The sequence below is a fragment of the Agromyces fucosus genome (genome assembly GCF_004134865.1).
GTDB classification, from domain to species: Bacteria; Actinomycetota; Actinomycetes; order Actinomycetales; family Microbacteriaceae; genus Agromyces; species Agromyces fucosus.
In genome coordinates this window covers 581,375-606,250 of sequence record NZ_SDPO01000001.1, presented here as the reverse complement: position 1 = coordinate 606,250, position 24,876 = coordinate 581,375, and the positions used below count along the sequence as shown (strand labels likewise).

The following is a 24,876-nucleotide window of genomic DNA, read 5'->3' as shown; positions in this document are numbered from 1 at the left end:
AACGAGCGAATGAACATCCCTGCTTTCGGTGGCACCGCCTTCAACGGCGTCCAGGCACCGGGCTCGCGCTACATCCTGCCGAGCTTCGAGGAGCGCACGGCCTACGGCTACAAGCGCCAAGACCCCTACGCCAAGCTCTTCGAGGACCGCATCATCTTCCTCGGCGTGCAGGTCGACGACGCATCCGCCGACGACATCATGGCGCAGCTGCTCGTCTTGGAGTCGATGGACCCCGACCGCGACATCATCCTCTACATCAACTCGCCCGGTGGCTCCTTCACGGCCATGACCGCGATCTACGACACGATGCAGTACATCCGTCCGCAGATCCAGACGGTCGTGCTCGGCCAGGCCGCCTCGGCGGCCGCCGTGATCGCCGCCGCCGGCACGCCCGGCAAGCGCCTCGCGCTGCCGAACGCCCGCGTGCTGATCCACCAGCCCGCCATGGGCGAGGCGGGTCACGGCCAGGCGTCCGACATCGAGATCCAGGCCGCCGAGATCATGCGCATGCGCTCGTGGCTCGAAGAGACGCTCTCGCGTCACTCGAACCGCACGCCCGAGCAGGTGCACACCGACATCGACCGCGACAAGATCCTGTCGGCGGCCGAGGCGCTCGAGTACGGTCTCATCGACCAGGTGCTGAGCTCGCGCAAGAGCCTCCCGGCGATCACGCGATAGCTCGCGGCACCGTGAACGCGGCGGATGACCGGCTGAACGACAGCCGCGCCATCCGCCGCGTTTCGCTGTCTCCGGATGCCGCGATAGACCGTGTCGCATGGCCGGCGAGCATTCCCGCGATCGATCAGGTGATCGGCGACGGCGGTCTCGAGTTCGCTCCCGGGCTGACCTTCCTCGTGGGCGAGAACGGCAGCGGCAAGTCGACCCTGCTCGAGGGCATCGCGACGGCCTACGGGCTGCCGCCCGAGGGCGGCAGCACCAACGGCGGCACCACGACCCGACCGAGCGAGTCGCCGCTGGCGGAGTGGTTGCGCATCGAGCGCAGCCCGTCGGCCCCGCGATGGGGGTTCTTCCTCCGTTCCGAGACGATGCACGGCTACTACAGCTACCTCGAGGCGCTGCCCGACAGCCCCGATCGGCACCTGCACTCGCTCAGTCACGGCGAGTCCTTCAACGACCTGCTCGACAACAAGCTGAACCATCCCCGCTACCGCGCCGGACTCGTGTGCCTCGACGAGCCCGAAGCGGCGCTCTCGTTCTCCTCGATCCTCGGATGGATCGCCGGCCTCGACCGGATGGTCGCACGCGGCACCCAGATCATCTGCGCGACGCACTCGCCGGTGCTCGCCTCCGTGCCGGGAGCGACGATCCTCGAACTGGGGGAGTGGGGCATCCGCGAGACCACCTGGGAAGACCTCGAACTCGTCACGCACTGGCGCGGGTACCTCGACGATCCGCGGCGCTACCTTCGACATCTCCTCGACTGAGCGTCCCGGTTCGCGACCCGCGAACGGCCGAGCGTGTCGAATCCCGCGCGCTACCCTCGATCCGCCCGATCTCGGGCTAGGCTCGGAACAGATTCGTCGACAGGGAGGGTTTCGATGGCACGCATCGGAGAGAGCGCCGACCTGCTCAAGTGCTCGTTCTGCGGAAAGAGCCAGAAGCAGGTGCAGCAGCTCATCGCCGGACCCGGCGTCTACATCTGCGACGAGTGCGTGGAGCTCTGCAACGAGATCATCGAGGAACGGCTCGCCGAGGCCGGCGAGACCGAGGCCGGCGAGTTCGAACTGCCGAAGCCGAAGGAGATCTTCGGCTACCTCGAGGAGTACGTCATCGGCCAGGAGGCCGCGAAGAAGGCACTCGCCGTCGCGGTCTACAACCACTACAAGCGCGTGCGCGCCCGCACCGCCCTGACTTCGGCCGACGCCAGAGACGACGTCGAGCTCTCCAAGTCCAACATCCTGCTCATCGGCCCCACGGGTTGCGGCAAGACCTACCTCGCGCAGACGCTCGCGAAGCAGCTCAACGTGCCGTTCGCCGTCGCTGACGCGACTGCGCTGACCGAGGCCGGCTACGTCGGTGAAGACGTCGAGAACATCCTGCTGAAGCTCATCCAGGCTGCCGACTTCGACGTCAAGCGCGCCGAGACGGGCATCATCTACATCGACGAGATCGACAAGATCGCCCGCAAAGCGGAGAACCCCTCGATCACGAGGGACGTCTCGGGCGAGGGTGTGCAGCAGGCGCTGCTCAAGATCCTCGAGGGCACGGTCGCCTCGGTGCCGCCGCAGGGGGGCCGCAAGCACCCGCATCAGGAGTTCATCCAGATCGACACGACGAACGTGCTGTTCATCGTGGCCGGCGCGTTCGCCGGCCTCGAAGACATCATCTCCTCGCGTGCCGGCAAGCGTGGGATCGGGTTCGGCGCACCACTCCACAACAAGGAGGAGGAAGCCGACATCTTCAGCGAGGTGCTCCCCGAGGACCTCCACAAGTACGGTCTCATCCCCGAGTTCATCGGTCGTCTGCCGGTCGTCGCGACGGTCATGCCGCTCGACCGGGATGCCCTCATGGAGATCCTCACGGTGCCGCGCAACGCGCTCGTGCGCCAGTACCAGCGCATGTTCGAGCTCGACGGCGTCGAGCTCGACTTCGAAGAGGAGGCGCTGCAGGCGATCGCCGATCTCGCGGTGCTGCGTCAGACGGGCGCCCGTGGGCTCCGAGCCATCATGGAGGAGGTGCTCGGGCCGATCATGTTCGAGGTGCCGTCCTCCACCGGCGTCGCCCGCGTCGTCGTCACGAAGGCGGCGGTGCTCGACAACGCCGCGCCGACGATCGTGCCGCACGCCAAGCAGCGCCGCACCGAGAAGTCGGCGTAGCCCGGCCGAGAGCGAGCGCCGCCCATCTTCCACACCGTCGTCGCGGGCGTCATCGCGGCCATCACCGGATTCGCGAGCTCCTTCGCCCTGGTGATCGCGGGCCTCATCGCAGTGGGCGCCTCCGAGACGCAGGCGGCATCCGGTCTCTTCGCGCTCTGCATCGCGACGGGTCTGCTCTGCATCGTGCTGCCGCTCGCGACGCGCATGCCCGTCTCGTTCGCCTGGTCGACGCCCGGCGCGGCGCTCCTCGTCGCCGCGGCGGCGACGACGCAGCAGTTCGCCGCCGCGATCGGCGCGTTCATCGTCTGCGGCGTGCTCATCGTGCTCGCCGGGCTCTGGCCCGCCCTCGGACGAGCGATCACCAGTATCCCGAAGCCCATTGCGAGCGCGATGCTCGCAGGCATCCTCTTCCCGATCTGCGTGGCCCCCGTGTTCGCCGCCGTCGAGCAGCCGGCGATCGCCGTGCCGATGGTGCTCGTCTGGCTGCTCCTCGCACGCCTCGCACCGCGCTGGGCCGTGCCGGCCGCGATGCTCGTCGCGGTGATCGGCATCGCCGTGTTGGCGGGCCCCGCCGTGCTCGCGAGCGAGGCGGTCCGGCCGCAGCTCCAGTTCGTCGCTCCGGTCTTCGACCCGTTCGTGATCGTGAGCCTCGGCCTCCCGCTCTTCATCGTGACGATGGCCGGGCAGAACGTGCCCGGGTTCGCCGTGATGTCGACGTTCGGCTACCGGCTCGCGCCGAGGCCGGTGCTGGTCGCCTCGGGCGTGGCCTCGGTGGGCGCGGCGTTCGCCGGCGGACACGCGTTGAACCTCGCAGCGATCACGGCGGCGATCATGGCGAGCCCCGAGTCGAACCCCGATCCGCGTCGGCGCTGGGTGGCGACCTTCACCTCGGGCATCGTCTACCTCGTGCTGGGCGCCGGCGCCGGGCTCGCCGCCGCCGTCGTGCAGGCCTCGCCCCCGATCATCATCACGGCGGTCGCCGGGCTCGCCCTGCTCGGGGCGATGGTCACCGCGCTGACCGGCGCGCTCGAGGACCCGCGCCAACGCATCACCGCGATCGGCACCTTCCTCGTCACCGCGTCGGGCGTCGCCGTCGTCGGCATCGGCTCCGCATTCTGGGGTCTCGTCGTCGGCGGGGTGCTCATGCTGTGGCTCGGCAGGGGAGCGGCGGGTCCCGCTGCGCCGGCACAGTCGCCAGCTGCCGCAGCACCCTCTGCGGGGGCCGCAGCGACCGGCTCAGGCGACGACGAGCTGGATCGCGACCCAGAGCACGCCTGATCAGTCGAAGACGCGCACGAGCTCCCAGCGATCTTCGTCGCGTCGGCGGACATCGAAGACACGGGTCTCGCCGTCGTCGGCACTCGCCTGGAAGCGCCATCCGGTGATCTGCAACGGCGGACGCCCGGGAGACACATCGTGCCGGGCCACCGGCGCCCACCAGTCGCACGGGCCGACGAGGGTGGTCGGTGTATCGCTCACCCGGAACCGTCGGGCGCGCCAGACGAGTCGCACGGGGCGCCCGTCGTCGCTGGTCCACAGCTCGACGTACTCCTGGACGAGCGACATGGGCACCTCACCGATTCGAAGATATGTTCGAATGGTATCACCGGGTGCCGGCATGCGGAACGCCGCCGTGCAGAAGCACGACGGCGTTCGACGAGTGCGCTCGGTGGTGCCCCCGGTGTCAGGCCAGGTCGTCGTCGGTGCGAGCGCCGAAGACGATCTCGTCCCAGCTCGGCATGGAGGCGCGGCCCTTCTTGGAGCCTCCGCGGGCGCCGGGGCTTGCCGAGACGCCCTTGCCGCCCCAGATGCTGCGTGCGGCGGTGCCGGGCTTCTCCTCGGGCTGCTCGAGCTCGGGGGTCTCCTGCGCGGGTGCCGGGGCGGGAGCGGCCTGCGGGCGCTCGGGCTCGCTGCCTGCTGCCTCGCGTTCGCCGCGCCGCCGGCGCAGCGCCTCGAGCAGGTCGGCGGTCTCGCCGAGCGTCTGCTTCGGCTCATCCGCTCGCTTGATCGCGGCGCGGGCGACTGCGGGGCTCGATGTCTGTGGCGTACGTGCGTACGGAAGCGGCTCGAGGTGCGGCGCCGTGTCGAAGTCGCCGTGCTCGGGCTCCTCGAAGGTGAACGCACCGCTGTCGAAGCGCGACTCCTCGGACTCGGGGCCGACGGCGCGGAGCCGGGGGATGAGCCCGCCCTTCATCTCGCCCTGCTGCGAGAGCGTGACCGCCTCGGAGTTCAGCGGCTGCAGCGCCTGCTTGCGGGGCTCGAAACTCCAGCGGGCGTCGTGGTCGATGGTCTCGGCGGTGAACTCGAGCTTGATGATCCAGCCGCGCTCCTCGTCCTTCCAGCTCGCCCAGCGTTCACCGTGGGCTCCGAGCTGCGCGAGGCGTTCGCGGATGACGCCGCCGAACGACGGCGGCTCGTCGGCCGGGTCGGACTCGGTGGTGACGTGCACGGGCACGGCGAGGGCGGAGGTGACCATGTGCTCGCGCTCAGCGAGCACCGGCCCCTCGAATCGTCGGATGTAGTCGATGGCCGCGCCGGTGACCTGGGCGACCTCCTCGGCCGACATGCCGGCTCGGATGTGGGCCTGCACCTCGCGGGGCGAGGGTTTGGGTCCGACGTGCTGCTCGGGTTGCGCCTGACGGATGCGTGATTGCAGCACCTCGTCGATCTCGATTCGGAAGCGCGCTCCATCGTCGGAAGCGGCGAGCAACGCGCCGTTCTCGACTCCGATTACCTTGAGTTCTTGCATCGCGACAAGCCCTTCCGTGCTTTCGTCTCCGCCCAAGGATGCCACGTCCGGATGGGTGCTCGTGGGAATAGGGCGGGCGCGCCGGAAGTTGAGCACGTAGCAGCTGTGGAAACGCTGCGAAAGTGGTTTGCTAACGCCACCGATTTGATGCAGACTATGGCCGCCGAATCATCGGCGATGAAGAAATGGATGGGAATGGCAACGGATTACGACGCACCGAGGAAGACCGAAGACGACTCCGAGTCGATCGAGGCCCTCAAGGAGCGCGTCCCCGACAAGATGTCGGGCGTAGTGGATGTCGACGATGCCGATAACCCCGGTGGGTTCGACCTCGCTGGTGCCGATCTCTCCGACGTCGAACTCGACGTCGTGGTGCTTCCACCGCAAGCCGACGAGTTCACCTGCGTGAACTGCTTCCTCGTGAAGCACCGTTCGCAGATGGACCACGAGACGAAGCTCGGACCGATCTGCTTGGAGTGCGCGTCCTAGACGCCAGGCTCGGTACCTTCAGGCCGTCGCGATCCATTGATCGCGGCGGCCAGTTCTTTGGGATGACGCGTCGAGACCAGCCAGTAGGGCGTGGGGTCCGACGGGTCGGTGATCGGCACCCGCACGACGGGTTGCACCCAGCCGCGGATCACGAGGAACGCCCGTGCGTCGAGACCCGTTCCGCGTTCGACGCGAGCCGCGGCATCCGTCGCCCCGGTCGCGACGCCCGTGTCCGCCAGCGCGATCGACGCGCGCCCCGCGCGGAGTCGACCGTCGGCCACCTCGACGACGGGCGCGGTCACGCTGAGCGCTGCGACCGTCGCGCCGTAGAGGATCAGCCCGGTGGCGATGCCCGCGGGCATCGAGACGGGCGCCAGGACCAGGATGCTGGACGGGATCAGCAGCAGGCTGACGACGTAGATCCAGGGCGTCGGCCAGAGTTTCTCGCGGTAGTCGGGCATGGCTCTATTCGACCAGACTTCTGCACTACCCTCGAACAGTGACCGATTCCGTCGATGTGCTGATCACTGCAGACCGCGTGCCGAACTACGCCCATCCGGGCGACGCGGGCGCAGATCTCCACGCTTCCGAGTCCGTCGTGCTCGGCCCCGGCGAACGCGCCACGGTCGGCACCGGCGTCGCGATCGCCCTGCCCGACGGCTACGTCGCCTTCGTCGTGCCGCGCTCGGGCCTGGCCTTCAAGCACGGCATCACGATCGTCAACGCTCCCGGCACGGTCGATGCCGGCTACCGCGGCGAGATCAAGGTCGCACTGTTGAACACCGACGCCCGCGAGGCGCACACGATCGAGGTCGGCGACCGCATCGCCCAGATCGTCGTGATGCCGGTGAGCCGCGCTCGATTCGTCGAGGTCGAGCGGCTGCCCGGCAGTCTGCGCGGGGAAGCAGGATTCGGCTCCACCGGTTTCGGGGAGCACAAGTCAGGAGTGAACGCGTGAGCGACATCGAAACCGGCGGCGACATGCCTGCCGAACAGCCCAAGTCCGCACCCGAGGACCGCGCGGAAGCGGGCCCGTTCGACGAGGCCGAGGCGAACCCCGTTCGCCCGTACGTCGATCTCGGCGGAGTGAAGGTGCTGCCGCGCGACGGGCTCCACCTCCGCCTCGAGGTCGAGGAGGGCACGAAGCGCGTCGTCGCGATCGGCCTCGACTATGCGAACTCGACCCTGCAGGTGCAGCCGTTCGCGGCGCCGCGCTCGAGCGGACTGTGGCACGAGATCCGTGCGCAGATCGCCGACCAGATCGCGCGCCAGGGCGGTTCGACCACCGTGCGCGAGGGCTCGTTCGGGCCTGAGTTGCTCGCGCAGATCCCCGTCGCCGCAGGCGAGGGCCAGCAGGGTCAGATGCGCCTCGCCCGTTTCATCGGTGTCGACGGGCCCCGCTGGTTCCTCCGCGGCGTCATCGCCGGCGAGGCGGCCGTCGACCCCACGGCGGCCGCGAAGGTCGAAGACCTCTTCCGCTCGATCGTCGTGGTGCGCGGCAGCACGCCGATGCCGCCGCGCGACCTCATCCCGCTGCGCATGCCCGCGTCCTCCGCGGGTGCGCCCACGGTGTGACCACGATGGCGAACGCCGACGGGTCGCCGCGCCCCGACGAGGGCGAGCGAGCGGATGCCCCGGCGGAACGTCCGGCCGAGGCCGAGGCCGAGGCCGAAGCCGAAGCCGACGTCGATGCCGGAACCGGCAGTGCGGCCGGCGAGTTCGGCCGGCAGTTCGCCGCAGCCGCCGAGAAGAGCGGCCTCGGTGCGCTCGCGCGCGACGAGAAGCTGAGCGGGCGCGATCTCCTCACCGCAGTCGGCGGCGTGCGCGGCATCCTCGAGGCCCTGCTGCCCGGGCTCGTGTTCCTCATCGTCTACAGCGGGCTCACGAGCTTCGCCGGCCAAGACCCGCAGGCGGCGCTCGTGCCCGCCCTCGCAGCATCCGTCGGCCTCGCCGTCGTGTTCACCGTCGCGCGTCTCGTGACCAAGGGGCAGCCGACCCAGGCCATCGCCGGCCTCATCGGCGTGCTCGCCTCCGCAGCGCTCGCGCTCTGGTCGGGCGACGCCCGCGACAACTACGTGATCGGCTTCTACACGAACGCCGCCTACGCGCTCGCGCTGACCGTGTCCCTCTTCGTGGGCTGGCCCGCGATCGGCCTGATCGTCGGTTTCCTCATGGGCGACGGCGTCGCCTGGAAGCAGGACAAGCGCAAGTACCGCGCCGCCCAGTTCCTCACGCTCGTCTGGATCGGGCTGTTCGTCGCGCGTCTCGCGGTGCAGGTGCCCTTCTACCTCGTCGACAACGTGGAGGCCCTCGGGGCCACGCGACTGCTCATGGGCGTACCTCTCTACGCCTTGGTGCTGGTCTTCTCGTGGCTCGTCGTGCGGGCGATCTACCCGTCATCCGCCCGCTCCGCCGAGTGATAGAGTTATCTCGACGTCAAGATAAATCCGCACACCGTGCGAGGCCTGTCGGCGGGCGAGTGGCTTAGGTTACCCTTGCTGGAACAGCCCCATGTCTGACGGAGAAGATGGAGTGCCGCCTGCATGTCCGGCGGCATCCGCGAAGGAGAGGACATCGTGTCTGCAGTGAACAGTTTCGGGGCGAAGGACACGCTCCGCGTCGGTGATGAGTCCTACGAGATCTTCCGGCTCGACACCGTGCCAGGGCATGAGAAGCTTCCGTTCAGCCTGAAGGTGCTGCTCGAGAACCTCCTGCGCACCGAAGACGGTAAGAACGTCACCAAGGAGCAGATCGAGGCGCTCGGTTCGTGGGTCCCCACCGCCGAGCCCGACACCGAGATCCAGTTCACGCCGGCGCGCGTGGTCATGCAGGACTTCACCGGTGTTCCCTGCATCGTCGACCTCGCCACGATGCGCGAGGCGGTCGTCGCCCTCGGCGGCGACCCCAACAAGATCAACCCCCTCGCTCCCGCCGAGATGGTCATCGACCACTCCGTGATCGCCGACCTCTTCGGCACCGAGAACGCACTCGAGCGCAACGTCGAGATCGAGTACGAGCGCAACGGCGAGCGCTACCAGTTCCTCCGTTGGGGCCAGACGGCGTTCGACGACTTCAAGGTCGTGCCGCCCGGCACCGGCATCGTGCACCAGGTCAACATCGAGCACCTCGCGAAGGTCACCTTCACGCGCACCGTCGACGGCGTGCTCCGGGCCTACCCCGACACCTGCGTCGGCACCGACTCGCACACCACCATGGTCAACGGCCTCGGCGTGCTCGGCTGGGGCGTCGGCGGCATCGAGGCAGAGGCCGCGATGCTCGGCCAGCCCGTCTCGATGCTCATCCCCAAGGTCGTCGGCTTCAAGCTCTCGGGCGCGATCCCCACGGGCGTCACCGCGACCGACGTCGTGCTCACGATCACCGACATGCTCCGCAAGCACGGCGTGGTCGGCAAGTTCGTCGAGTTCTACGGTTCGGGCGTGGCATCCGTGCCGCTCGCCAACCGCGCCACCATCGGCAACATGAGCCCCGAGTTCGGCTCGACCGCCGCGATGTTCCCCATCGACGACGTCACCCTCGACTACCTGCGCCTCACGGGACGCAGCGACGAGCAGATCGCCCTGGTCGAGGCCTACTCCAAGACGCAGAAGCTCTGGCACGACGCCGACAGCGAGCCCGAGTTCAGCGAGTACATGGAGCTCGACCTCTCGACCGTCGTTCCGTCGATCGCCGGCCCGAAGCGTCCGCAGGACCGCATCGAGCTCTCCGAGTCCAAGAGCGCCTTCGAGAAGGACCTCCTGAACTACGCGACCGTCGACCACGACCTCGTCGACCTCGAGGGCGCCGAGTCGTTCCCGGCCTCCGACCCGCCCGGCAACTCGCCCGAAGACGAGTACAGCCAGCACGAGCACCACCACAAGAGCCACGCTCCGACGACGGCCTCGAAGCCGACGGATGTCACGCTCGGCACCGGTGAGCAGTTCGTGCTCGACCACGGTGCCGTCGCGATCGCGGCGATCACCTCGTGCACGAACACCTCGAACCCGTCGGTCATGCTCGCCGCGGGCCTTCTCGCCCGGAATGCGGCGAAGAAGGGCCTGAAGGCCAAGCCGTGGGTGAAGACCACCCTGGCTCCCGGCTCGAAGGTCGTCACCGACTACTACGAGAAGGCCGGCCTCACCGACGACCTCGAGGCCCTCGGCTTCTACACGGTCGGCTACGGCTGCACGACCTGCATCGGCAACTCGGGCCCGTTGCTCGACGAGATCTCGGCGGCGGTCAACGACTCCGACCTCGCCGTGACCGCGGTGCTCTCGGGCAACCGCAACTTCGAGGGTCGCATCAACCCCGACGTGAAGATGAACTACCTCGCGAGCCCGCCGCTCGTGATCGCGTACGCTCTCGCCGGTTCGATGAACTTCGACTTCGAGGTCGACTCGCTCGGCACGGACACCGACGGCAATGACGTCTTCCTGAAGGACATCTGGCCCGACGCCGCCGAGGTGCAGCACACGATCGACACCTCGATCAACAAGGACATGTTCGTCACGCAGTACGCAGGCGTGTTCGACGGCGACGAGCGGTGGCGTTCGCTCGAGACGCCGACCGGCGCGACGTTCGAATGGGACGCCGAGTCGACGTACGTGCGTAAGCCCCCGTACTTCGACGGCATGACCATGGAGACGACGCCCGTCAGCGACATCGCCGGCGCCCGCGTGCTCGCCAAGCTCGGTGACTCGGTCACGACCGACCACATCAGCCCGGCCGGTTCGATCAAGGCCGACAGCCCCGCCGGTCGATACCTGACCGAGCACGGCGTCGACCGTAAGGACTTCAACTCCTACGGCTCCCGTCGCGGCAACCACGAGATCATGATCCGCGGTACGTTCGCGAACATCCGCCTGAAGAACCAGCTCCTCGACGGCGTCGAGGGCGGCTACACGCGTGACTTCACGCAGGCCGACGCGCCGCAGTCGTTCATCTACGACGCGAGCCAGAACTACCAGGCGCAGGGCACCCCGCTCGTCATCTTCGGCGGCAAGGAGTACGGCTCCGGCTCGTCGCGCGACTGGGCGGCCAAGGGCACGAGCCTCCTCGGCGTGAAGGCCGTCATCACCGAGAGCTTCGAGCGCATCCACCGCTCGAACCTGATCGGTATGGGCGTCGTTCCGCTCCAGTTCCCCGTGGGCGAGAGCTGGGCGTCGCTCGGCCTCGACGGCACCGAGATCGTCTCGATCTCGGGGCTCGAGCAGCTGAACGAGGGCGTGACCCCGAAGACGGTGCACGTCGTCGCGGCGCCGAGCGAGCACTCGCCGGCCGGCAAGCAGACGGTCGAGTTCGACGCGGTCGTGCGCATCGACACTCCGGGTGAGGCCGACTACTACCGCAACGGCGGCATTCTGCAGTACGTGCTGCGTTCGCTCGTCTAGCACGCGCACAGAGATTCGGGGCGGTCGGCATCTTGCCGATCGCCCCCTTCTCTGCCCGGCTTCGCAGCCAGCCCGGCGTAGACTCGTCCCGTCCAGCGGCACCGCCCGCAACCCTTCGGAGGCAATTGCATGACCCTGCTCGAGACCATTTCGGGACCTCGTGATCTCGACGCGCTGAGTCCCGAACAGGTCGATCAGTTGGCGCGCGAGATCCGCGAGTACCTCGTCGAGTCCGTCTCGAAGACGGGTGGCCATCTCGGACCGAACCTCGGGGTCGTCGAGCTCACGATCGCGATCCACCGGGTGTTCGAGTCGCCGCGCGACGCCGTCGTCTTCGACACCGGGCACCAGTCGTACGTGCACAAGCTGCTGACGGGGCGGCGCGACCTCTCCACGATCCGCAAGACGGGCGGCCTCGCGGGCTACCCTCAGCGCTCCGAGTCCGAGCACGACATCGTCGAGAGCTCTCATGCTTCGAGCTCGCTGTCGTGGGCCGACGGCATCTCCAAGGCCTTCGAGATGACCGGCCAGCATGACCGGCACGTCATCGCGGTCGTCGGCGACGGCGCGCTCACGGGCGGCATGACGTGGGAGGCGCTCAACAACATCTCCGACGACAACACGCGCAAGCTCATCGTCGTCGTCAACGACAACGGTCGCTCCTACGCCCCGACGATCGGCGGCATGGCGCGCTTCCTGAACACCGTGCGCACGAAGCAGACCTACCGCAACCTGCACCTCTCGAGTCGCCGCGCGTTCGACCGCATGGGTGCACCGGCCAGGGCGCTCTATCGCGGTGTTCGCGGCGGTCTGCACGGGTTCCTGGCCCGCTTCACCAACAACGAGGCACTGTATTCGAACCTCGACATCAAGTACATCGGGCCCATCGACGGGCACGACGAACACGCCATGGAGGAGGCGCTCCGACAGGCGAGAGACTACGGGGCGCCGGTCATCGTGCACGCGATCACCGACAAGGGCCGTGGTTACGAACCGGCCCTGCGCGACGCGGCCGACCAGTTCCACGCCGTCGGCCAGATCGACCCCGAGACCGGGGAGTCCCTCGAGACGGCGTCGGCGCCGTCGTGGACGAGCGTCTTCGCCGACGAGCTCGTGCACCTCGCCGAGAGCAACGATCGCCTCGTGGGCATCACCGCGGCGATGCTGCGCCCGACCGGCCTGCACCGTATGGCCGAGCGGTTCCCGAGCCGCGTGTTCGACGTCGGCATCGCCGAACAGCACGCCGCGACATCCGCTGCGGGTCTCGCATTCGGTGGGCTGCACCCGGTCGTCGCCGTCTACGCGACCTTCATCAATCGGGCCTTCGACCAGGTGCTGATGGACGTCGCGCTGCACAAGGCGGGCGTCACCTTCGTGCTCGACCGCGCCGGCGTGACCGGTCCCGACGGGCCCAGCCACCACGGCGTCTGGGATCTCTCGATCCTGCAGGTGGTCCCCGGCATCCGCATCGCGGCGCCCCGTGATTCGGTCCGTCTCGTCGAAGAGCTCGGCGAGGCCGTCGCCGTCGACGACGCGCCCACCGTCATCCGCTTCCCGAAGGGCACCGTCGGCGTCGACTTCGACGCGGTGCGGCGCACCGACGACGGCGTCGACGTGCTCGCCGAGTCGGAGCGCAAGGACGTGCTCATCGTCACCGTCGGCCCGATGGCAGAGACCGGTCTCCAGGTCGCCGAGCGTCTCGAGGCGCAGGGCATCAGCGCCACCGTGGTCGACCCCCGCTGGGTCGTGCCGGTGCCCCGCAGCATCATGGAGCTCGCAGCGGAGCACCGCCTCGTCGTCAGCATCGAAGACGGCATCCGCGTCGGCGGCATCGGAACACGCATCCGCCAAGACCTGCGGGAGGCCGGAGTCGACACCGCGGTGACCGAGCTCGGCCTGCCCGACGAGTTCCTCGATCACGGCTCGCGCGGCGACATCCTCGAGCGCGTCGGCCTCACGCCGCAGCACATCGCGCGCGACGTCACCGCGATGGTGCTCGGCTCGAAGCTGCCGCATGCGCGCGGTGCCGGCGTCGATACGGGCGTCTCGACCGACACGCGCCCGCAGCCGCGCGTCTGACGCGAGCGCCCCTGTTCGCGCTCGCGCGACGCGAGCCGCAGTGAGCGGATGCCCCGGCGTGTGCAGCGCCCGGAACGAGGAACGGCCCCTGGCTCTCGCCAGGGGCCGTTCCTCGTCGAGCTGGTGGCTACGCGCCCACGCCCGTGATCGTCGGGTGGTGGAACGTGTCGCCGAAGACCCGCTCGGACGCGCCGACCCGGTCGAGGTACGGCGTCAGGCCGCCCATCTGGAACGGGAAGCCGGCGCCGAGCACCATGCAGAGGTCGATGTCCTCGGCAGCTGCCACGACCCCGCCGTCGAGCATGAGGCGAACCTCGCGGGCGAGACCGTCTTGCAGGGCCACGAGGATCTCGTCGGCCGAGCGCGGGTTCTTGCCGCCGGCGACGAGCTTCAGGGCGCCCTTGTCGAAGCCCTTGACCTTGCCCTTGTCGTCCTTGTCGAGCAGCTTGCCGTAGTCGGCGAGCTTGTGCAGGTTCTCGCTGCGGTAGAACCGCTCGGGGAACGCGGCGTGGTGGGTGTCGAGCACGTGCGCGCCGACCTTCAGGCCCACGAGGTCGAGCAGCGCCGACGGGGCCATTGGCAGGCCGAGCGGTGCGATCGCCTCGTCGACGGTCTGGAACGAGGTGCCCTCGTCGACCGCGCGCATCGCCTCGCCGAGCAGCACGGCCAGGAGCCGGTTGACGACGAAGCCGGGCGTGTCAGCCGTGATCACGGCGTTCTTCCGCAGGTTCTTCGCGGTCACCATGGCGGTCGACAGCGTCGCCTCATCGGTGTGCGGCGTCTTCACGACCTCGATCAGCGGCATGACCGCGACCGGGGTGAAGAAGTGGAAGCCCACGAGGCGCTCGGGGTGCGCGAGCTTCGCGCCGATCTGCTCGACCGACAGCGACGAGGTGTTCGTGGCGAGCACGGCCTCGGGCGAGATGAACTGCTCCACCTCGGCGAAGACGTTCTGCTTGATCTCGAGCTCTTCGAAGACGGCCTCGATGACCCAGTCGCAGTCGGCGAAGTCGGCCTTGTCGGTGGTGCCCGTGACGAGCGCCTTCAGGCGGTTGGCCTCGTCGGGGGAGATGCGGCCCTTCTCGAGGAGCTTGTCGATCTCTTCCGCGATGTAGGCCACGCCCTTGTCGACGCGTGCCTGGTCGATGTCGGTGATGACGACCGGCACGCGCAGGCGGCGCACGAAGAGCAGGGCGAGCTGGCTCGCCATGTAGCCGGCACCGAGCACGCCGACCTTCGTGACCTTCTTGGCGATCGCCTTGTCGGGCGCGCCCGCGGGGCGCTTGGCCCGCTTCTGCACGAGGTTGAAGGCGTAGATCGAGGCCTGGAGCTGGTCGCCGACGATGAGCTCGGAGAGCACCTCGTCTTCGCGTTCGAAGCCCTCGGCCTTCGTGCCGCTCTTGGCGGCCTTCATGAGCTCGAGCGCCGCGTACGGCGACTTCGGAACCGAGCCGATGCGGCTCTTCAGCATCTTCGTGGCGATCGCGATCGCGGCATCCCACTTGACGAGGCGCTCGACCTTGCCGGGCTCGTTCGGGCGCTTCACCTTGATGCGGCCGGAGACGACGCCGTCGGCCCACTTGATCGAGTCCTCGAGGAAGGCGACCGAGTCGAACTTCGCGTCGGCGATGCCGAGCTCCATCACGTCGTCGGCCTTCATCGTGCGGTTCTGCTTCAGCGGGTTCTCGATGACGACCTTGAGGGCGTTCTCGATGCCGATGAGGTTCGGCAGCAGGTACGCGCCGCCCCAACCGGGGATGAGGCCGAGGAACACCTCGGGGAGGGCCACGGCGGGCACCGAGGCATCCACAGTGCGGTAGTCGGCGTTCAGCGCGATCTCGAGGCCGCCGCCGAGAGCGAGGCCGTTGATGAACACGAACGACGGGACGCCGAGTTCCGATGCCTTGCCGAGCGCGAAGTGGCCGAGCTGGCCCATCTTCCGCGCGGTGTCGCGGTCGGGGATCTCGGCGACCTTCGACAGGTCGGCGCCCGCGGCGAGGATGAACGGCTTGCCCGTGATCGCCACGGCGTGGATCTCGCCGGCTGCGGCGCGCGCCTTCAGCTCGTCGAGGGTCTTCGCGTACTCGAGCAGCGAGACCGGGCCGAGGGTGTTCGGACGGGTGTGGTCACGGCCGTTGTCGAGCGTGACGAGGGCGAGCGTCTTGCCGCCCGAGATCGGCACGTCGCGCACGAAGGAGTGCGTGACGACCTCGTCGTCGGAGAGGGCGGCGAGCGAGTCGAAGTCGATCTTCGTGTAGTCGGTCATCAGGCCTTCTTCGCCTTCTTGTCGTAGTTCGGGTTCTCCCAGACCATGGTGCCGCCCTGGCCGAGGCCGACGCACATGCTGGTGATGCCGTAGCGGACGTCGGGACGCTCGGTGAACTGGCTCGCGAGCTGGTTCATGAGGCGCACGCCCGAGGAGGCGAGGGGGTGGCCGACCGCGATCGCGCCGCCCCACGGGTTGACGCGGGCGTCGTCGTCGGCGATGCCGTAGTGGTCCATGAAGGAGAGCACCTGCACCGCGAACGCCTCGTTCATCTCGAAGATGCCGATGTCCTCGATCGAGAGGCCCGCCTTGCGGAGCGCCTTCTCGGTGGCGGGGATCGGGCCGATGCCCATGATCTCGGGGTCGACGCCGGCGAAGGCGTAGCTGACGAGCTTCATCTTCGGCGAGAGGCCGAACTCCTTCGCTGCGGCGCCCGAGGCGAGGATCGCAGCGGTGGCACCGTCGTTCAGGCCCGAGGCGTTGCCGGCTGTGATGCGGCCGTGCGGGCGGAACGGCGTCTTCAGGGCTGCGAGGCCCTCGAGCGTCGTCTCGGGACGCATGACCTCGTCGCGCGTGGCGAGTCCCCAGCCCTCTTCGGTGCGGATCGCGACCGGCACGAGGTCCTGCTGGATCTTGCCCGCGGCGTAGGCCGCCGCCGTCTTCTGCTGGCTCGCGAGGGCGAAGCGGTCGCTGCGCTCCTTCGTGAGCTGCGGGAAGCGGTCGTGGATTCGCTCAGCCGTGGCCCCCATCACGAGGGCGTCCTCGCCGACGAGGCGCTCGCTGAGGAAACGGGGGTTCGGGTCGACACCTGAGCCCATGGGGTGGTGGCCCATGTGCTCGACGCCGCCGGCGATGGCGATGTCGTACATGCCGAAGCCGATCGAGCCCGACATCATGGCGGCGGCCGTCATGGCGCCTGCACACATGCGGTCGATGGAGAAGCCCGGCACGGTCTTGGGCAGGCCGGCGAGGATCGCGGCCGTGCGGCCGAGGGTGAGGCCCTGGTCGCCGGTCTGGGTCGTCGCGGCGATGGCGACGTCGTCGATGCGGTCCTTCGGGATGTTCGGGTTGCGCTCGAGGAGTCCGACGATCGCCTTCACGACGAGGTCATCGGCCCGGGTGTTCCAGTACATGCCCTTGTCGCCGGCCTTGCCGAACGGGGTGCGGACCCCGTCGACGAATACGACTTCAGCTTGATCAGCCACGCTGCAGCTCACTTTCGGTCAGGATGCTTCGATCCTACGAACGCCGCTGAGGAGGCGCTGAATCGCTTGACGGAACCTACGAACCCTCAGACGTGGCGTCCTCGACGGATTGTGCCGCCTCGACAAATGCATCGGCGATTCTCTGTGAGGTTGCGGCAACCTGCCAGTGGCGTGCGCCGAGGGCCAGCAAGGCCTCGCTCACGGCATCGGCGGTCGCGTCGGCGGGTGGCGTCCACGCCACCCTGCGCAGGTGGTCGGGGGTGAGCAGGTTCTCGACCGGCATGTTCATCTGCTCGGCGACCTCGGTCACGGCGGCCTTCGCGAGCCTCAGGCGCGCATCCGCTTCGGGATGCCGCGCGGCCCATGCGCGCGGCGGGGGAGGAGCGTCGCTCGGCACCCGCACCTGCGGCAGCTCGGTGGTCGCGAGTCCGCGCTCCACGGCGGCCCACCACCGATCGAGCTCGGTGCGGCTCGCGCGGCCGTTGAACTCGCGGAGATCGGCGAGGGCGCGCCGCGTCGACGGCAGGGTTCGGGCGACGGCGAGGAGCGAGGCATCCGGAACCAGGCGGCCGGGCGCGACGTCGAGCTCGGTCGCGAGCGCGTCGCGGGAGAGCCAGAGCTCGCGGGCCACCGCGAGGTTGCGTGGGCTGCGCATGGCGTGGATGCCGGAGAGGCGTCGCCAGGGCTCGGCGGCCGGCGGCTTCGCGGCTCGGTGCAGCACGGCATCGAACTCCTCGGCCGCGAGCTCCGCCTTGCCGTCCTCTTCGAGTCGGGCGCCGAGCCGTTCGCGCACGTCGACGAGGAGTTCGACGTCGAGCGCCGCGTACTTCAGCCACGACTGGGGCAGGGGGCGTGTCGACCAATCGGACGCCGAATGCTCCTTCGCGAGCTTGATGTCGAGCAGCTCCTCGACGACTGACGCAAGGCCGACGCGCGGCATGCCGAGCAGGCGCGCGCCGAGTTCGGTGTCGAAGATGCGCTCAGGGTCGAGGCCGACCTCACGGAGGCAGGCCAGGTCTTGGCTGGCGGCGTGCAGCACCCACTCCTCGGAGCGGATCGCGTCCTGGAGTGCCGAGAAGTCGGGGATCTGCGGAGGGTCGAAGAGGAAGGTGCCCGACCCCCGCCGGAACATCTGGATCAGGTAGGCCCGCTGCGAGTAGCGGAATCCGCTCGCCCGTTCGGCGTCGACCGCGATCGGCCCCTCGCCGTCGAGGAGCCGCTCCACCGCCTCATCGAAGGCGGCGGGGGTCTCGATCACCTGGAATTCATCCACGGTTCGTCCTCCGACGGGGCAGGGGCGTCACCCCTTCTGATCGGGGCGGCAGTCCTGCGAGCATGCACAACAACTCAGCCCAGCCTTCCACATGCGGGCCGATGGCCGAGTCGAGGGGCGTCCACGAAGCACGCAGCTCGATCTGCGCGCCGTCGCCCTGACGCGCGAGTTCGCCGAAGCCGGTGGAGAGGATCTTCGTCGCCGTGCCGGACGCGGCGATGTATCTGGCGCCCCTCGCATCGAGGGCGTCGACGAGCCACGACCACGCGACGTCGGCGAGGAACGGGTCGAGACCGATGTCGGTCTCGAGCGGGGCCTGTGCGAAGCAGACGATGCGGAAGCGCCCGCCCCAGGCCTCGGGCTCGCTCTCGTCGTAGAGCAGCACGAACCGGCCGGTGCCGAGCTCGGAGTCGTCGTGACGGCTCGGCGTGACGTCGGCCGAGAGGGCCACGGCGTTCGGCGCCAGCGAGCCCGGCGCCGGGATCTCAGAGATGCGCAGCTCGCTCCTGGGAGAGGCAGCCCTGAGCGACTCGAGGGCGGCCTCGAACTCGGGTGGAAGCGGAGGCGCTGAGTCGGGCACGAGTGCAGACTAGAGTCTCGGATACGGGGGGCGTCGGCGGCACGCCGCGCCACCGGCACACGGTTCTGCTTCGGGAGGAAACGAATGCCACGAAGGCGCGGTGCAGCGTCAGCGATCGGGATCGCGGCAGGCGCCGTCGGGCTCATCGCCCTGACGATCGGCGCCGCGACCGCCGCCACCGCGGTGTTCTTCGCCCGCAAGGTGGTGACGCCGCCCGAGAGGCGGGAAGAGGACGTCCGCATCGCGCGCGTCGACCTCGCGGCGGGCGAGATCACCCTGCTCGCCTCCGACGAGACGCGGATGCGCGGACGATACGGCCTCTGGTTCGATCGTGACACCGGGCACGCGCGCCTCGGTGACGTCATCGACGACGGCGAGCGCGAAGTGCGCCGCCCGATCGAGTCCGTCGACTTCGGCCGGCTCGATCGGGCCACACGCGGCCGCATGGACGGGTACTACCACCTCGGTCCGTGGGAACTCGATGCGCCGTACGAGAACGTCGTCGTCGACACCGAGCTCGGCCCGGCTCCCGCATGGCTCATCCCTGCAGCGGATGCCTCGGCGCGATGGGTGATCCAGGTGCACGGTCGCGGCGCGACACGACCCGAGACGCTTCGTGCGGTGCAGCCGGCCCGCGACGCGGGGTGGAACTCGCTGCTCATCACGTACCGCAACGACGGTGAGGCGCCCGAGAGCGAAGACCGCAAGTACGGTCTCGGCGGCACCGAGTGGGTCGATGTGGTCGCGGCGACGAGGTTCGCCGTCGAGCACGGCGCCGAGGAGATCGTGCTCATGGGCTGGTCGATGGGCGGCGCGATCGCGCTGCAGGCGGTGCTGCGATCGGCGGAGGTGCGAGAGCGGCTCGTGGGGGTCATGCTCGACTCGCCCGCGATCGACTGGACCGACATCCTGCGATTCCAGGGCACGCTGAACCGCATGCCGCCGGAACTCGGCGACCTCGTCGTCCGTGTGCTCGGCGGACCGCTCGGCGCCGGCCTCACCGGCATCGCGGCCCCGATCGACGTCCTGGAGCTCGACCCCGTTGCGCGAGCCGACGAGTTCGACGTGCCCATGCTCCTCATGCACAGCGTCGACGACGGGTTCGTGCCGATCGACGGGTCTCGCCGGTTCGCCGCGGCCCGGCCCGACCTGATCGAGTTCGAGGTGTTCGAGGGACCGCGGCACACGAAACTGTGGAACGCCGAGCCCGAGCGTTGGACGGGGCTCATCCGGTCCTGGCTGGAACGCCGCGATTCGCTCGCGCCGGCGACGTTCGGCGACGAGGCCGAGATCGTCGGCTGAGGCCGACGCGAGCGCGTGGCCGGGCCTATGCGGCGGCGACGCGCTCCCGCACCTGCCGCTTGATGCGGCCGAGCATGCCGGTCATGCCGCGCACGCGCAGCGGGGACACCGCCTCGCCGAGGCCGAGCGACTGCGGGTAGTCGGCGGGCACGTCGAGCACCTCGTCGGCCGTGAGCCCGTCGAGTCCCTGCACGAGGATCGAGGCGAACCCGCGTGTGGTCGGCGACTCGGCCGGCGCCGTGGCGAAGAGGTGCACGCGATCGTCGAGGACCTCGACGAAGATGAACACGGGCGACTGGCACTCCTCGACCCGCTCGAACAGGTCGGGGTGGTCGGCGTAGCGCTCGGGCAGCTCGGGCAGCTCGTTCGAGAACTCGAGCAGCAGTTGCAGGCGGTCGCGCACGCCGAGGGCGAGGAAGTCGTCGCGGGTCTCGGCGAGTCGTGCGGGCAGGGTCGTCGCGTTCATCGGGATCCATTCTCCCATGTCGTGCAGCGACCCGGCCCGCCGGGCGTCAGCGCTTCGGCGCCTCGCCGCGTGCGTCGCCGGTGACGATCGGCACGCGTACGGCGCTGCCCCACTCGGTCCACGAGCCGTCGTAGTTGCGCACCTTCTCGAAGCCGAGCAGGTGGTTCAGCACGAACCACGTGTGGCTCGAGCGTTCGCCGATGCGGCAGTAGGCGATGATGTCGTCGCCGTCGGCGAGACCGACCTCGTCGCGGTAGATCGCGTCGAGTTCGGCCCGCGACTTGAACGTGCCGTCGGATGCCGCGGCGCGCGCCCACGGCACGGATGCCGCAGTCGGGATGTGCCCGGCGCGAAGCGCGCCCTCTTCGGGGTAGGCGGGGGCGGTCGTGCGCTCACCGTTGTACTCCTCGGGGGAGCGCACGTCGATGAGCGGGTTGCCGAAGTGCGCGAGCACGTCGTCCTTGTAGGCGCGTACGGCGCTGTCGTCGCGCTCGACCACGGGGTACTCGACCGGAGTCACCTCGGGAGCCGCCGTCGTGATCTCGCGGCCCTCGGCGATCCAGAGGTCGCGGCCGCCGTCGAGGAGGCGCACGTCTTCGTGCCCGAAGAGGGTGAACACCCAGAGCGCGTAGGCGGCCCACCAGTTGTTCTTGTCGCCGTAGATGACGACGGTCGTGTCGCGGGCGATGCCCTTCGAACCGGCGAGGGCGGCGAACTGCTCGCCGTTCACGTAGTCGCGCACCACCGGGTCGTTGAGGTCGAGGTGCCAGTCGATCTTCACGGCGCCGGGGATGTGCCCGGTTTCGTAGAGCAGCACGTCTTCATCGGATTCGACGACGACCAACCCGGGTTCGCCGAAGTGCTCTGCGAGCCATTCGGTGGTGACGAGACGCTCGGGGTGCGCGTACTCGGCGAGCTTGCCTGCGGCATCGAACTCGGCGGACATGGGGTACCTCCTGGGATCGCCTGGTCGGCGGGGTGTTCGAGGGGAGCGGACTAGGCTGATCACCTGTCCACCACGAATCTACGCGGCGCACGGGGTGAAGTCACAGGCCCTGTCATCCGATGCAATAGATGCACACCGGGAGCTCCTCCAGTATGACCACGGCATCGAGCCAGTCACTCATCCGTCTCGTCGAGAGGAACCCGTCGATCTCGGGCGCCGAGATCGCCGCCGAACTCTCACCGCCGCCGCAGTTCGAGCACGCGTCGTTCGAGTCGTACCGGCCCGACCCCGATTTCCCGTCGCAGCAGGCCGCGCTCGATCGGCTGAAGGAGTTCGCCGGTGCGTGGCGCGCAGCGCAGCGACCGGGCGGGTTCTTCTCGCGCAAGCGCCCTGCGCGCATCGAGCTGCCGGGTGTCTACCTCGACGGCGGGTTCGGCGTCGGCAAGACGCACCTGCTCGCGGCGCTCTGGCACGTGGCGCACGGCCCGAAGTACTTCGGCACCTTCATCGAGTACACGGCGCTCGTCGGCGCGCTGGGCTACCAGCCGGCGGTCGAACTGCTGAGGGGCGCGAAACTCGTCTGCATCGACGAATTCGAGCTCGACGACCCGGGCGACACGATGCTCATGACGCGATTCCTCGGCGAGCTCATGGCCGGCGGCACGCGCGTCGCCGCGACGTCGAACACGCCGCCGAACGCGCTCGGCGAGGGACGATTCGCCGCCTCCGACTTCCTCCGCGAGATCCACGCCCTCTCATCGAACTTCGAGACGCTGCGCATCGACGGCCTCGACTACCGTCGCCGCGACACCGAGGGCCACGCCGAGTCGCTCTCGGGCGACGCCGACGTGGCACGCACGGCCGCAGCACTCGCCGAGCGGGGGCACCGCGTCTCGCTCGACGGGTTCGACGACCTCATCGCCCACCTCGCCACCGTGCACCCCTCCAAGTACGTCAAGCTCGTCACCGGGCTCGAGTTCATCGCCCTCGAGGGGGTGCACGAGCTCACCGACCAGAACGCGGCGCTGCGCCTCGTCGCCTTCATCGACCGCGTCTACGACGCCGAGGTGCCGATCATCGCGAGCGGACTGCCGCTCGACGAGGTCTTCGCCGCCGACATGATGGCGGGCGGCTACCGCAAGAAGTACCTCCGGGCGATGTCGCGCATGATCGCACTCACCACCGGCGAGCTGCCCCCGCACGACTGAATCCGGCTCGTGTTCCCGCTCGTGCTTGATTCACATGCCTTGAGCGGCGTCGCGAAACGTGCTGTTTACCTGCGGGCACCGCACGTAACAGACGCGAAACAGTAGACGGTCCCGCTCGAAACGTCCTCTCGTGAAACTTGGCGACACAGGTTCCCCCGCCTGTATTCCTGAGAGAGGTTCGAGATGGATCAAGGCAACACCGCGTTCCTGTTGATCATGGCGGCCCTGGTGCTGCTCATGACCCCCGGACTCGCATTCTTCTACGGCGGACTCGTCAAGGCGAAGAGCGTCATCAGCATGATGATGATGAGCTTCGGTGCGATCGGCCTCATCGGCGTCCTCTGGGTGCTGTACGGCTACGCGATCGCCTTCCCCGGTTCCGAGGGACTCGTCGCCCCGTGGTCCATCGACTGGTCGGCCATCGGCCTGACGAGCCTGCTCGAGACGCCGGAGGGCGCCGCCTACCCGCCGCTCGCCTTCGTGGCCTTCCAGGCGACGTTCGCGATCATCACGGTCGCGCTCATCTCGGGTGCCATCGCCGACCGCGCGAAGTTCGGCGCCTGGATGATCTTCGCCGCGGTCTGGGCCACGATCGTCTACTTCCCGGTCGCGAGCTGGGTGTTCAACTTCGGCCTCGCCGACGACGGATCGTTCGCCTACGGCGGCTGGACCACGTTCGGCATGCAGGAGGCGTTCGGCACGGGCGTCATCGACTTCGCCGGCGGCACCGCGGTGCACATCAACGCCGGTGCCGCAGCCCTCGCCCTGGCGCTCGTGCTCGGCAAGCGCGTCGGCTTCTCGAAGGGCGCCCACGTTCCCCACAACCCGCCCTTCGTGCTCCTCGGCGCCGGTCTCCTGTGGTTCGGCTGGTTCGGCTTCAACGCGGGCTCCGAGCTCGCCGCTGACGGCACCGCCGCCCTCGCCTGGATCAACACGCTGGCCGCACCGGCCGCGGCATTGCTCGCCTGGCTCCTCGTCGAGAAGATCAAGGACGGCAAGCCCACGTCGGTCGGCGCGGCATCCGGTGCCGTCGCAGGTCTCGTCGCGATCACCCCGGCATGCGCGTCGCTCACGCCTGGATGGGCGATCGTGCTCGGTCTCATCGCAGGTGCGGTCTGCGCCCTCGCGATCGACCTGAAGTTCAAGTTCGGCTTCGACGACTCGCTCGACGTCGTGGGCATCCACCTCGTCGGCGGCCTCATCGGCACGCTGTACCTCGGCTTCTTCGCGACCGACAAGGGCCTGTTCACCGGCGGCGACGGCACCCAGCTCATGGTGCAGGCGATCGCGGCGTTCACTGTTCTCATCTACTCGTTCGTGCTGGCGTACGTCATCGGCTTCATCATCCAGAAGACCATCGGCTTCCGAGTGACGAACGAAGACGAGATCGCAGGCGTCGACACCGTCGTCCACGGCGAGGACGCGTACAAGCTCGAGACCGTCTGAACCTGACGGAATCACCGCGAGGGCGGTGGGGTAGTGTGCCGGTGTGTCAGACACCAGCCGCTTCCTCACCGCCCTCGTCCGCGTCGTCGGGGCGCTCTTCGGCAGCGGGTCGTCTCGATCGTCGGTCGGCCAGGCGCAGGCGCCGTCACGCCCGCAGACGGCCGGCACGATGCGAACAGCGGATGCCCCTGAGCGGTCGTCATCGACCGACTCGCCGTCTCCGGGGCAGGCGGGGGACTCCGCCACGATCGAGATCGACCCGCGGCGTCTCCGCGGCGTGCAGCTGAGCTATGCGCCGTCGCGTGATGGCGAGCCCGATCCGGGCGAGGTCGTGTGGACGTGGGTGCCGTACGAGGAGAACGACGGGCGCGGCAAGGACCGGCCGGTCGTCGTCGTCGCGGCATCCGGCGCAGGCGATTACCTGGCGGTGCAACTGACCAGCAAGGCGCACGACGGCGATCGCGACTTCGTGTCCCTCGGCACCGGCGCATGGGACGGCGAGGGGCGCCCGAGCTGGGCGCGCATCGACCGGGTCTTCCGCGTGCGCGCCGGTGGCATGCGTCGTGAGGCGGCCTCGCTCGACGCCGAGCGCTACGGCCGCGTGGCTGCCGAGCTCGATGCGCGGTACGGCTGGCGCTGACGC

Annotated in this window: 23 protein-coding genes; 14 read left to right on the top strand and 9 right to left on the bottom strand. The window is 69.0% G+C overall.

All coding sequences use genetic code 11. From position 1 onward, the window contains the following. Positions 1 to 9 precede the first annotated feature (9 nt). The 4 genes from ESP57_RS02860 (at position 10) to ESP57_RS02845 (ending at position 4,115) form a co-directional block, all read left to right on the top strand. Positions 10 to 678: an ATP-dependent Clp protease proteolytic subunit gene (locus ESP57_RS02860; RefSeq protein WP_056009407.1), complete on the top strand. Its 669-nt coding sequence runs from the start codon at positions 10 to 12 to the stop codon at positions 676 to 678. 11 nt (positions 679 to 689) lie between these two features. After that, a complete protein-coding gene (locus ESP57_RS02855; RefSeq protein WP_115957719.1) occupies positions 690 to 1,445 on the top strand; it encodes an AAA family ATPase in 756 nt (251 codons plus the stop codon). Positions 1,446 to 1,559: 114 nt separating this feature from the next. After that, positions 1,560 to 2,837, top strand: a complete 1,278-nt coding sequence (clpX, locus tag ESP57_RS02850) for an ATP-dependent Clp protease ATP-binding subunit ClpX (protein WP_056009405.1) — start codon at positions 1,560 to 1,562, stop codon at positions 2,835 to 2,837. 90 nt (positions 2,838 to 2,927) lie between these two features. Continuing rightward, positions 2,928 to 4,115 (top strand): benzoate/H(+) symporter BenE family transporter, encoded by a 1,188-nt coding sequence (locus ESP57_RS02845; RefSeq protein ID WP_243648376.1) that lies wholly within the window; start codon positions 2,928 to 2,930, stop codon positions 4,113 to 4,115. Here the strand turns inward: ESP57_RS02845 and ESP57_RS02840 are convergent, their stop codons facing one another. Both ESP57_RS02840 and sepH read right to left on the bottom strand, forming a co-directional pair. Further along, entirely contained in the window at positions 4,116 to 4,403 is a 288-nt protein-coding gene (locus ESP57_RS02840) for a hypothetical protein (protein ID WP_056009403.1), read from the bottom strand. Positions 4,404 to 4,521: 118 nt separating this feature from the next. Then, positions 4,522 to 5,586, bottom strand: coding sequence for a septation protein SepH (gene sepH / locus ESP57_RS02835; protein WP_056009401.1), 1,065 nt, complete (start codon positions 5,584 to 5,586; stop codon positions 4,522 to 4,524). Between the two features lie 195 nt (positions 5,587 to 5,781). On the opposite strand from sepH, the gene ESP57_RS02830 reads away from it, so the two are divergent. Next, positions 5,782 to 6,075 (top strand): DUF4193 domain-containing protein, encoded by a 294-nt coding sequence (locus tag ESP57_RS02830; RefSeq protein WP_056009399.1) that lies wholly within the window; start codon positions 5,782 to 5,784, stop codon positions 6,073 to 6,075. Here the strand turns inward: ESP57_RS02830 and ESP57_RS02825 are convergent. Continuing rightward, a complete protein-coding gene (locus tag ESP57_RS02825) occupies positions 6,072 to 6,536 on the bottom strand; it encodes a DUF3093 domain-containing protein (RefSeq protein WP_056009397.1) in 465 nt (154 codons plus the stop codon). The two genes, ESP57_RS02830 and ESP57_RS02825, sit on opposite strands and share 4 nt — an antisense overlap. 38 nt (positions 6,537 to 6,574) lie before the next feature. On the opposite strand from ESP57_RS02825, the gene dut reads away from it, so the two are divergent. From dut to dxs, 5 genes are all read left to right on the top strand, one after another. Continuing rightward, positions 6,575 to 7,033, top strand: coding sequence for a dUTP diphosphatase (dut, locus tag ESP57_RS02820; RefSeq protein WP_056009395.1), 459 nt, complete (start codon positions 6,575 to 6,577; stop codon positions 7,031 to 7,033). A 23-nt stretch (positions 7,034 to 7,056) separates the two neighbouring features. Then, complete coding sequence (locus tag ESP57_RS02815) at positions 7,057 to 7,650, top strand: DUF3710 domain-containing protein (protein WP_056012805.1); 594 nt, start codon at positions 7,057 to 7,059, stop codon at positions 7,648 to 7,650. A gap of 5 nt (positions 7,651 to 7,655) precedes the next feature. Further along, entirely contained in the window at positions 7,656 to 8,495 is an 840-nt protein-coding gene (locus ESP57_RS02810; protein ID WP_129230478.1) for a DUF3159 domain-containing protein, read from the top strand. A 156-nt stretch (positions 8,496 to 8,651) separates the two neighbouring features. After that, a complete protein-coding gene (acnA, locus tag ESP57_RS02805; RefSeq protein WP_129230477.1) occupies positions 8,652 to 11,462 on the top strand; it encodes an aconitate hydratase AcnA in 2,811 nt (936 codons plus the stop codon). Positions 11,463 to 11,591: 129 nt separating this feature from the next. Continuing rightward, positions 11,592 to 13,541, top strand: a complete 1,950-nt coding sequence (gene dxs / locus ESP57_RS02800; RefSeq protein ID WP_129230476.1) for a 1-deoxy-D-xylulose-5-phosphate synthase — start codon at positions 11,592 to 11,594, stop codon at positions 13,539 to 13,541. Positions 13,542 to 13,668: 127 nt separating this feature from the next. On the opposite strand, the gene ESP57_RS02795 is transcribed toward dxs, so the two are convergent. The 4 genes from ESP57_RS02795 to ESP57_RS02780 form a co-directional block, all read right to left on the bottom strand. Then, positions 13,669 to 15,807: a 3-hydroxyacyl-CoA dehydrogenase NAD-binding domain-containing protein gene (locus ESP57_RS02795; protein ID WP_129230475.1), complete on the bottom strand. Its 2,139-nt coding sequence runs from the start codon at positions 15,805 to 15,807 to the stop codon at positions 13,669 to 13,671. Next, positions 15,807 to 17,012, bottom strand: coding sequence for a thiolase family protein (locus ESP57_RS02790; RefSeq protein WP_056009388.1), 1,206 nt, complete (start codon positions 17,010 to 17,012; stop codon positions 15,807 to 15,809). The genes ESP57_RS02795 and ESP57_RS02790 overlap by 1 nt, the downstream gene beginning before the upstream one ends. Positions 17,013 to 17,088: 76 nt before the next feature. After that, the gene (locus ESP57_RS02785; RefSeq protein WP_129230474.1) at positions 17,089 to 18,285 is read right to left on the bottom strand and encodes a ribonuclease D; all 1,197 of its coding nucleotides are present in this window, start codon (positions 18,283 to 18,285) and stop codon (positions 17,089 to 17,091) included. Further along, the gene (locus ESP57_RS02780; protein ID WP_056009383.1) at positions 18,278 to 18,865 is read right to left on the bottom strand and encodes a DUF3000 domain-containing protein; all 588 of its coding nucleotides are present in this window, start codon (positions 18,863 to 18,865) and stop codon (positions 18,278 to 18,280) included. The genes ESP57_RS02785 and ESP57_RS02780 overlap by 8 nt, the downstream gene beginning before the upstream one ends. A gap of 84 nt (positions 18,866 to 18,949) precedes the next feature. On the opposite strand from ESP57_RS02780, the gene ESP57_RS02775 reads away from it, so the two are divergent. Further along, on the top strand, positions 18,950 to 20,167 hold the full coding sequence (locus tag ESP57_RS02775; RefSeq protein WP_129230473.1) for an alpha/beta hydrolase family protein: 1,218 nt from the start codon (positions 18,950 to 18,952) through the stop codon (positions 20,165 to 20,167). Positions 20,168 to 20,192: 25 nt separating this feature from the next. Here ESP57_RS02775 and ESP57_RS02770 read toward each other — a convergent pair whose 3' ends face one another. Next, a complete protein-coding gene (locus ESP57_RS02770; RefSeq protein ID WP_115957738.1) occupies positions 20,193 to 20,633 on the bottom strand; it encodes a SufE family protein in 441 nt (146 codons plus the stop codon). A gap of 46 nt (positions 20,634 to 20,679) precedes the next feature. After that, positions 20,680 to 21,579, bottom strand: a complete 900-nt coding sequence (locus ESP57_RS02765) for a sulfurtransferase (RefSeq protein WP_129230472.1) — start codon at positions 21,577 to 21,579, stop codon at positions 20,680 to 20,682. Positions 21,580 to 21,731: 152 nt separating this feature from the next. Here ESP57_RS02765 and zapE point away from each other — a divergent pair, with 152 nt between their 5' ends. From zapE to ESP57_RS02750, 3 genes are all read left to right on the top strand, one after another. Beyond that, positions 21,732 to 22,787, top strand: coding sequence for a cell division protein ZapE (gene zapE, locus ESP57_RS02760; RefSeq protein ID WP_056009374.1), 1,056 nt, complete (start codon positions 21,732 to 21,734; stop codon positions 22,785 to 22,787). Positions 22,788 to 22,970: 183 nt separating this feature from the next. Then, a complete protein-coding gene (locus tag ESP57_RS02755) occupies positions 22,971 to 24,233 on the top strand; it encodes an ammonium transporter (RefSeq protein WP_056009372.1) in 1,263 nt (420 codons plus the stop codon). Positions 24,234 to 24,276: 43 nt separating this feature from the next. Further along, on the top strand, positions 24,277 to 24,873 hold the full coding sequence (locus tag ESP57_RS02750) for a type II toxin-antitoxin system PemK/MazF family toxin (RefSeq protein WP_235507687.1): 597 nt from the start codon (positions 24,277 to 24,279) through the stop codon (positions 24,871 to 24,873). Positions 24,874 to 24,876: the final 3 nt, after the last annotated feature.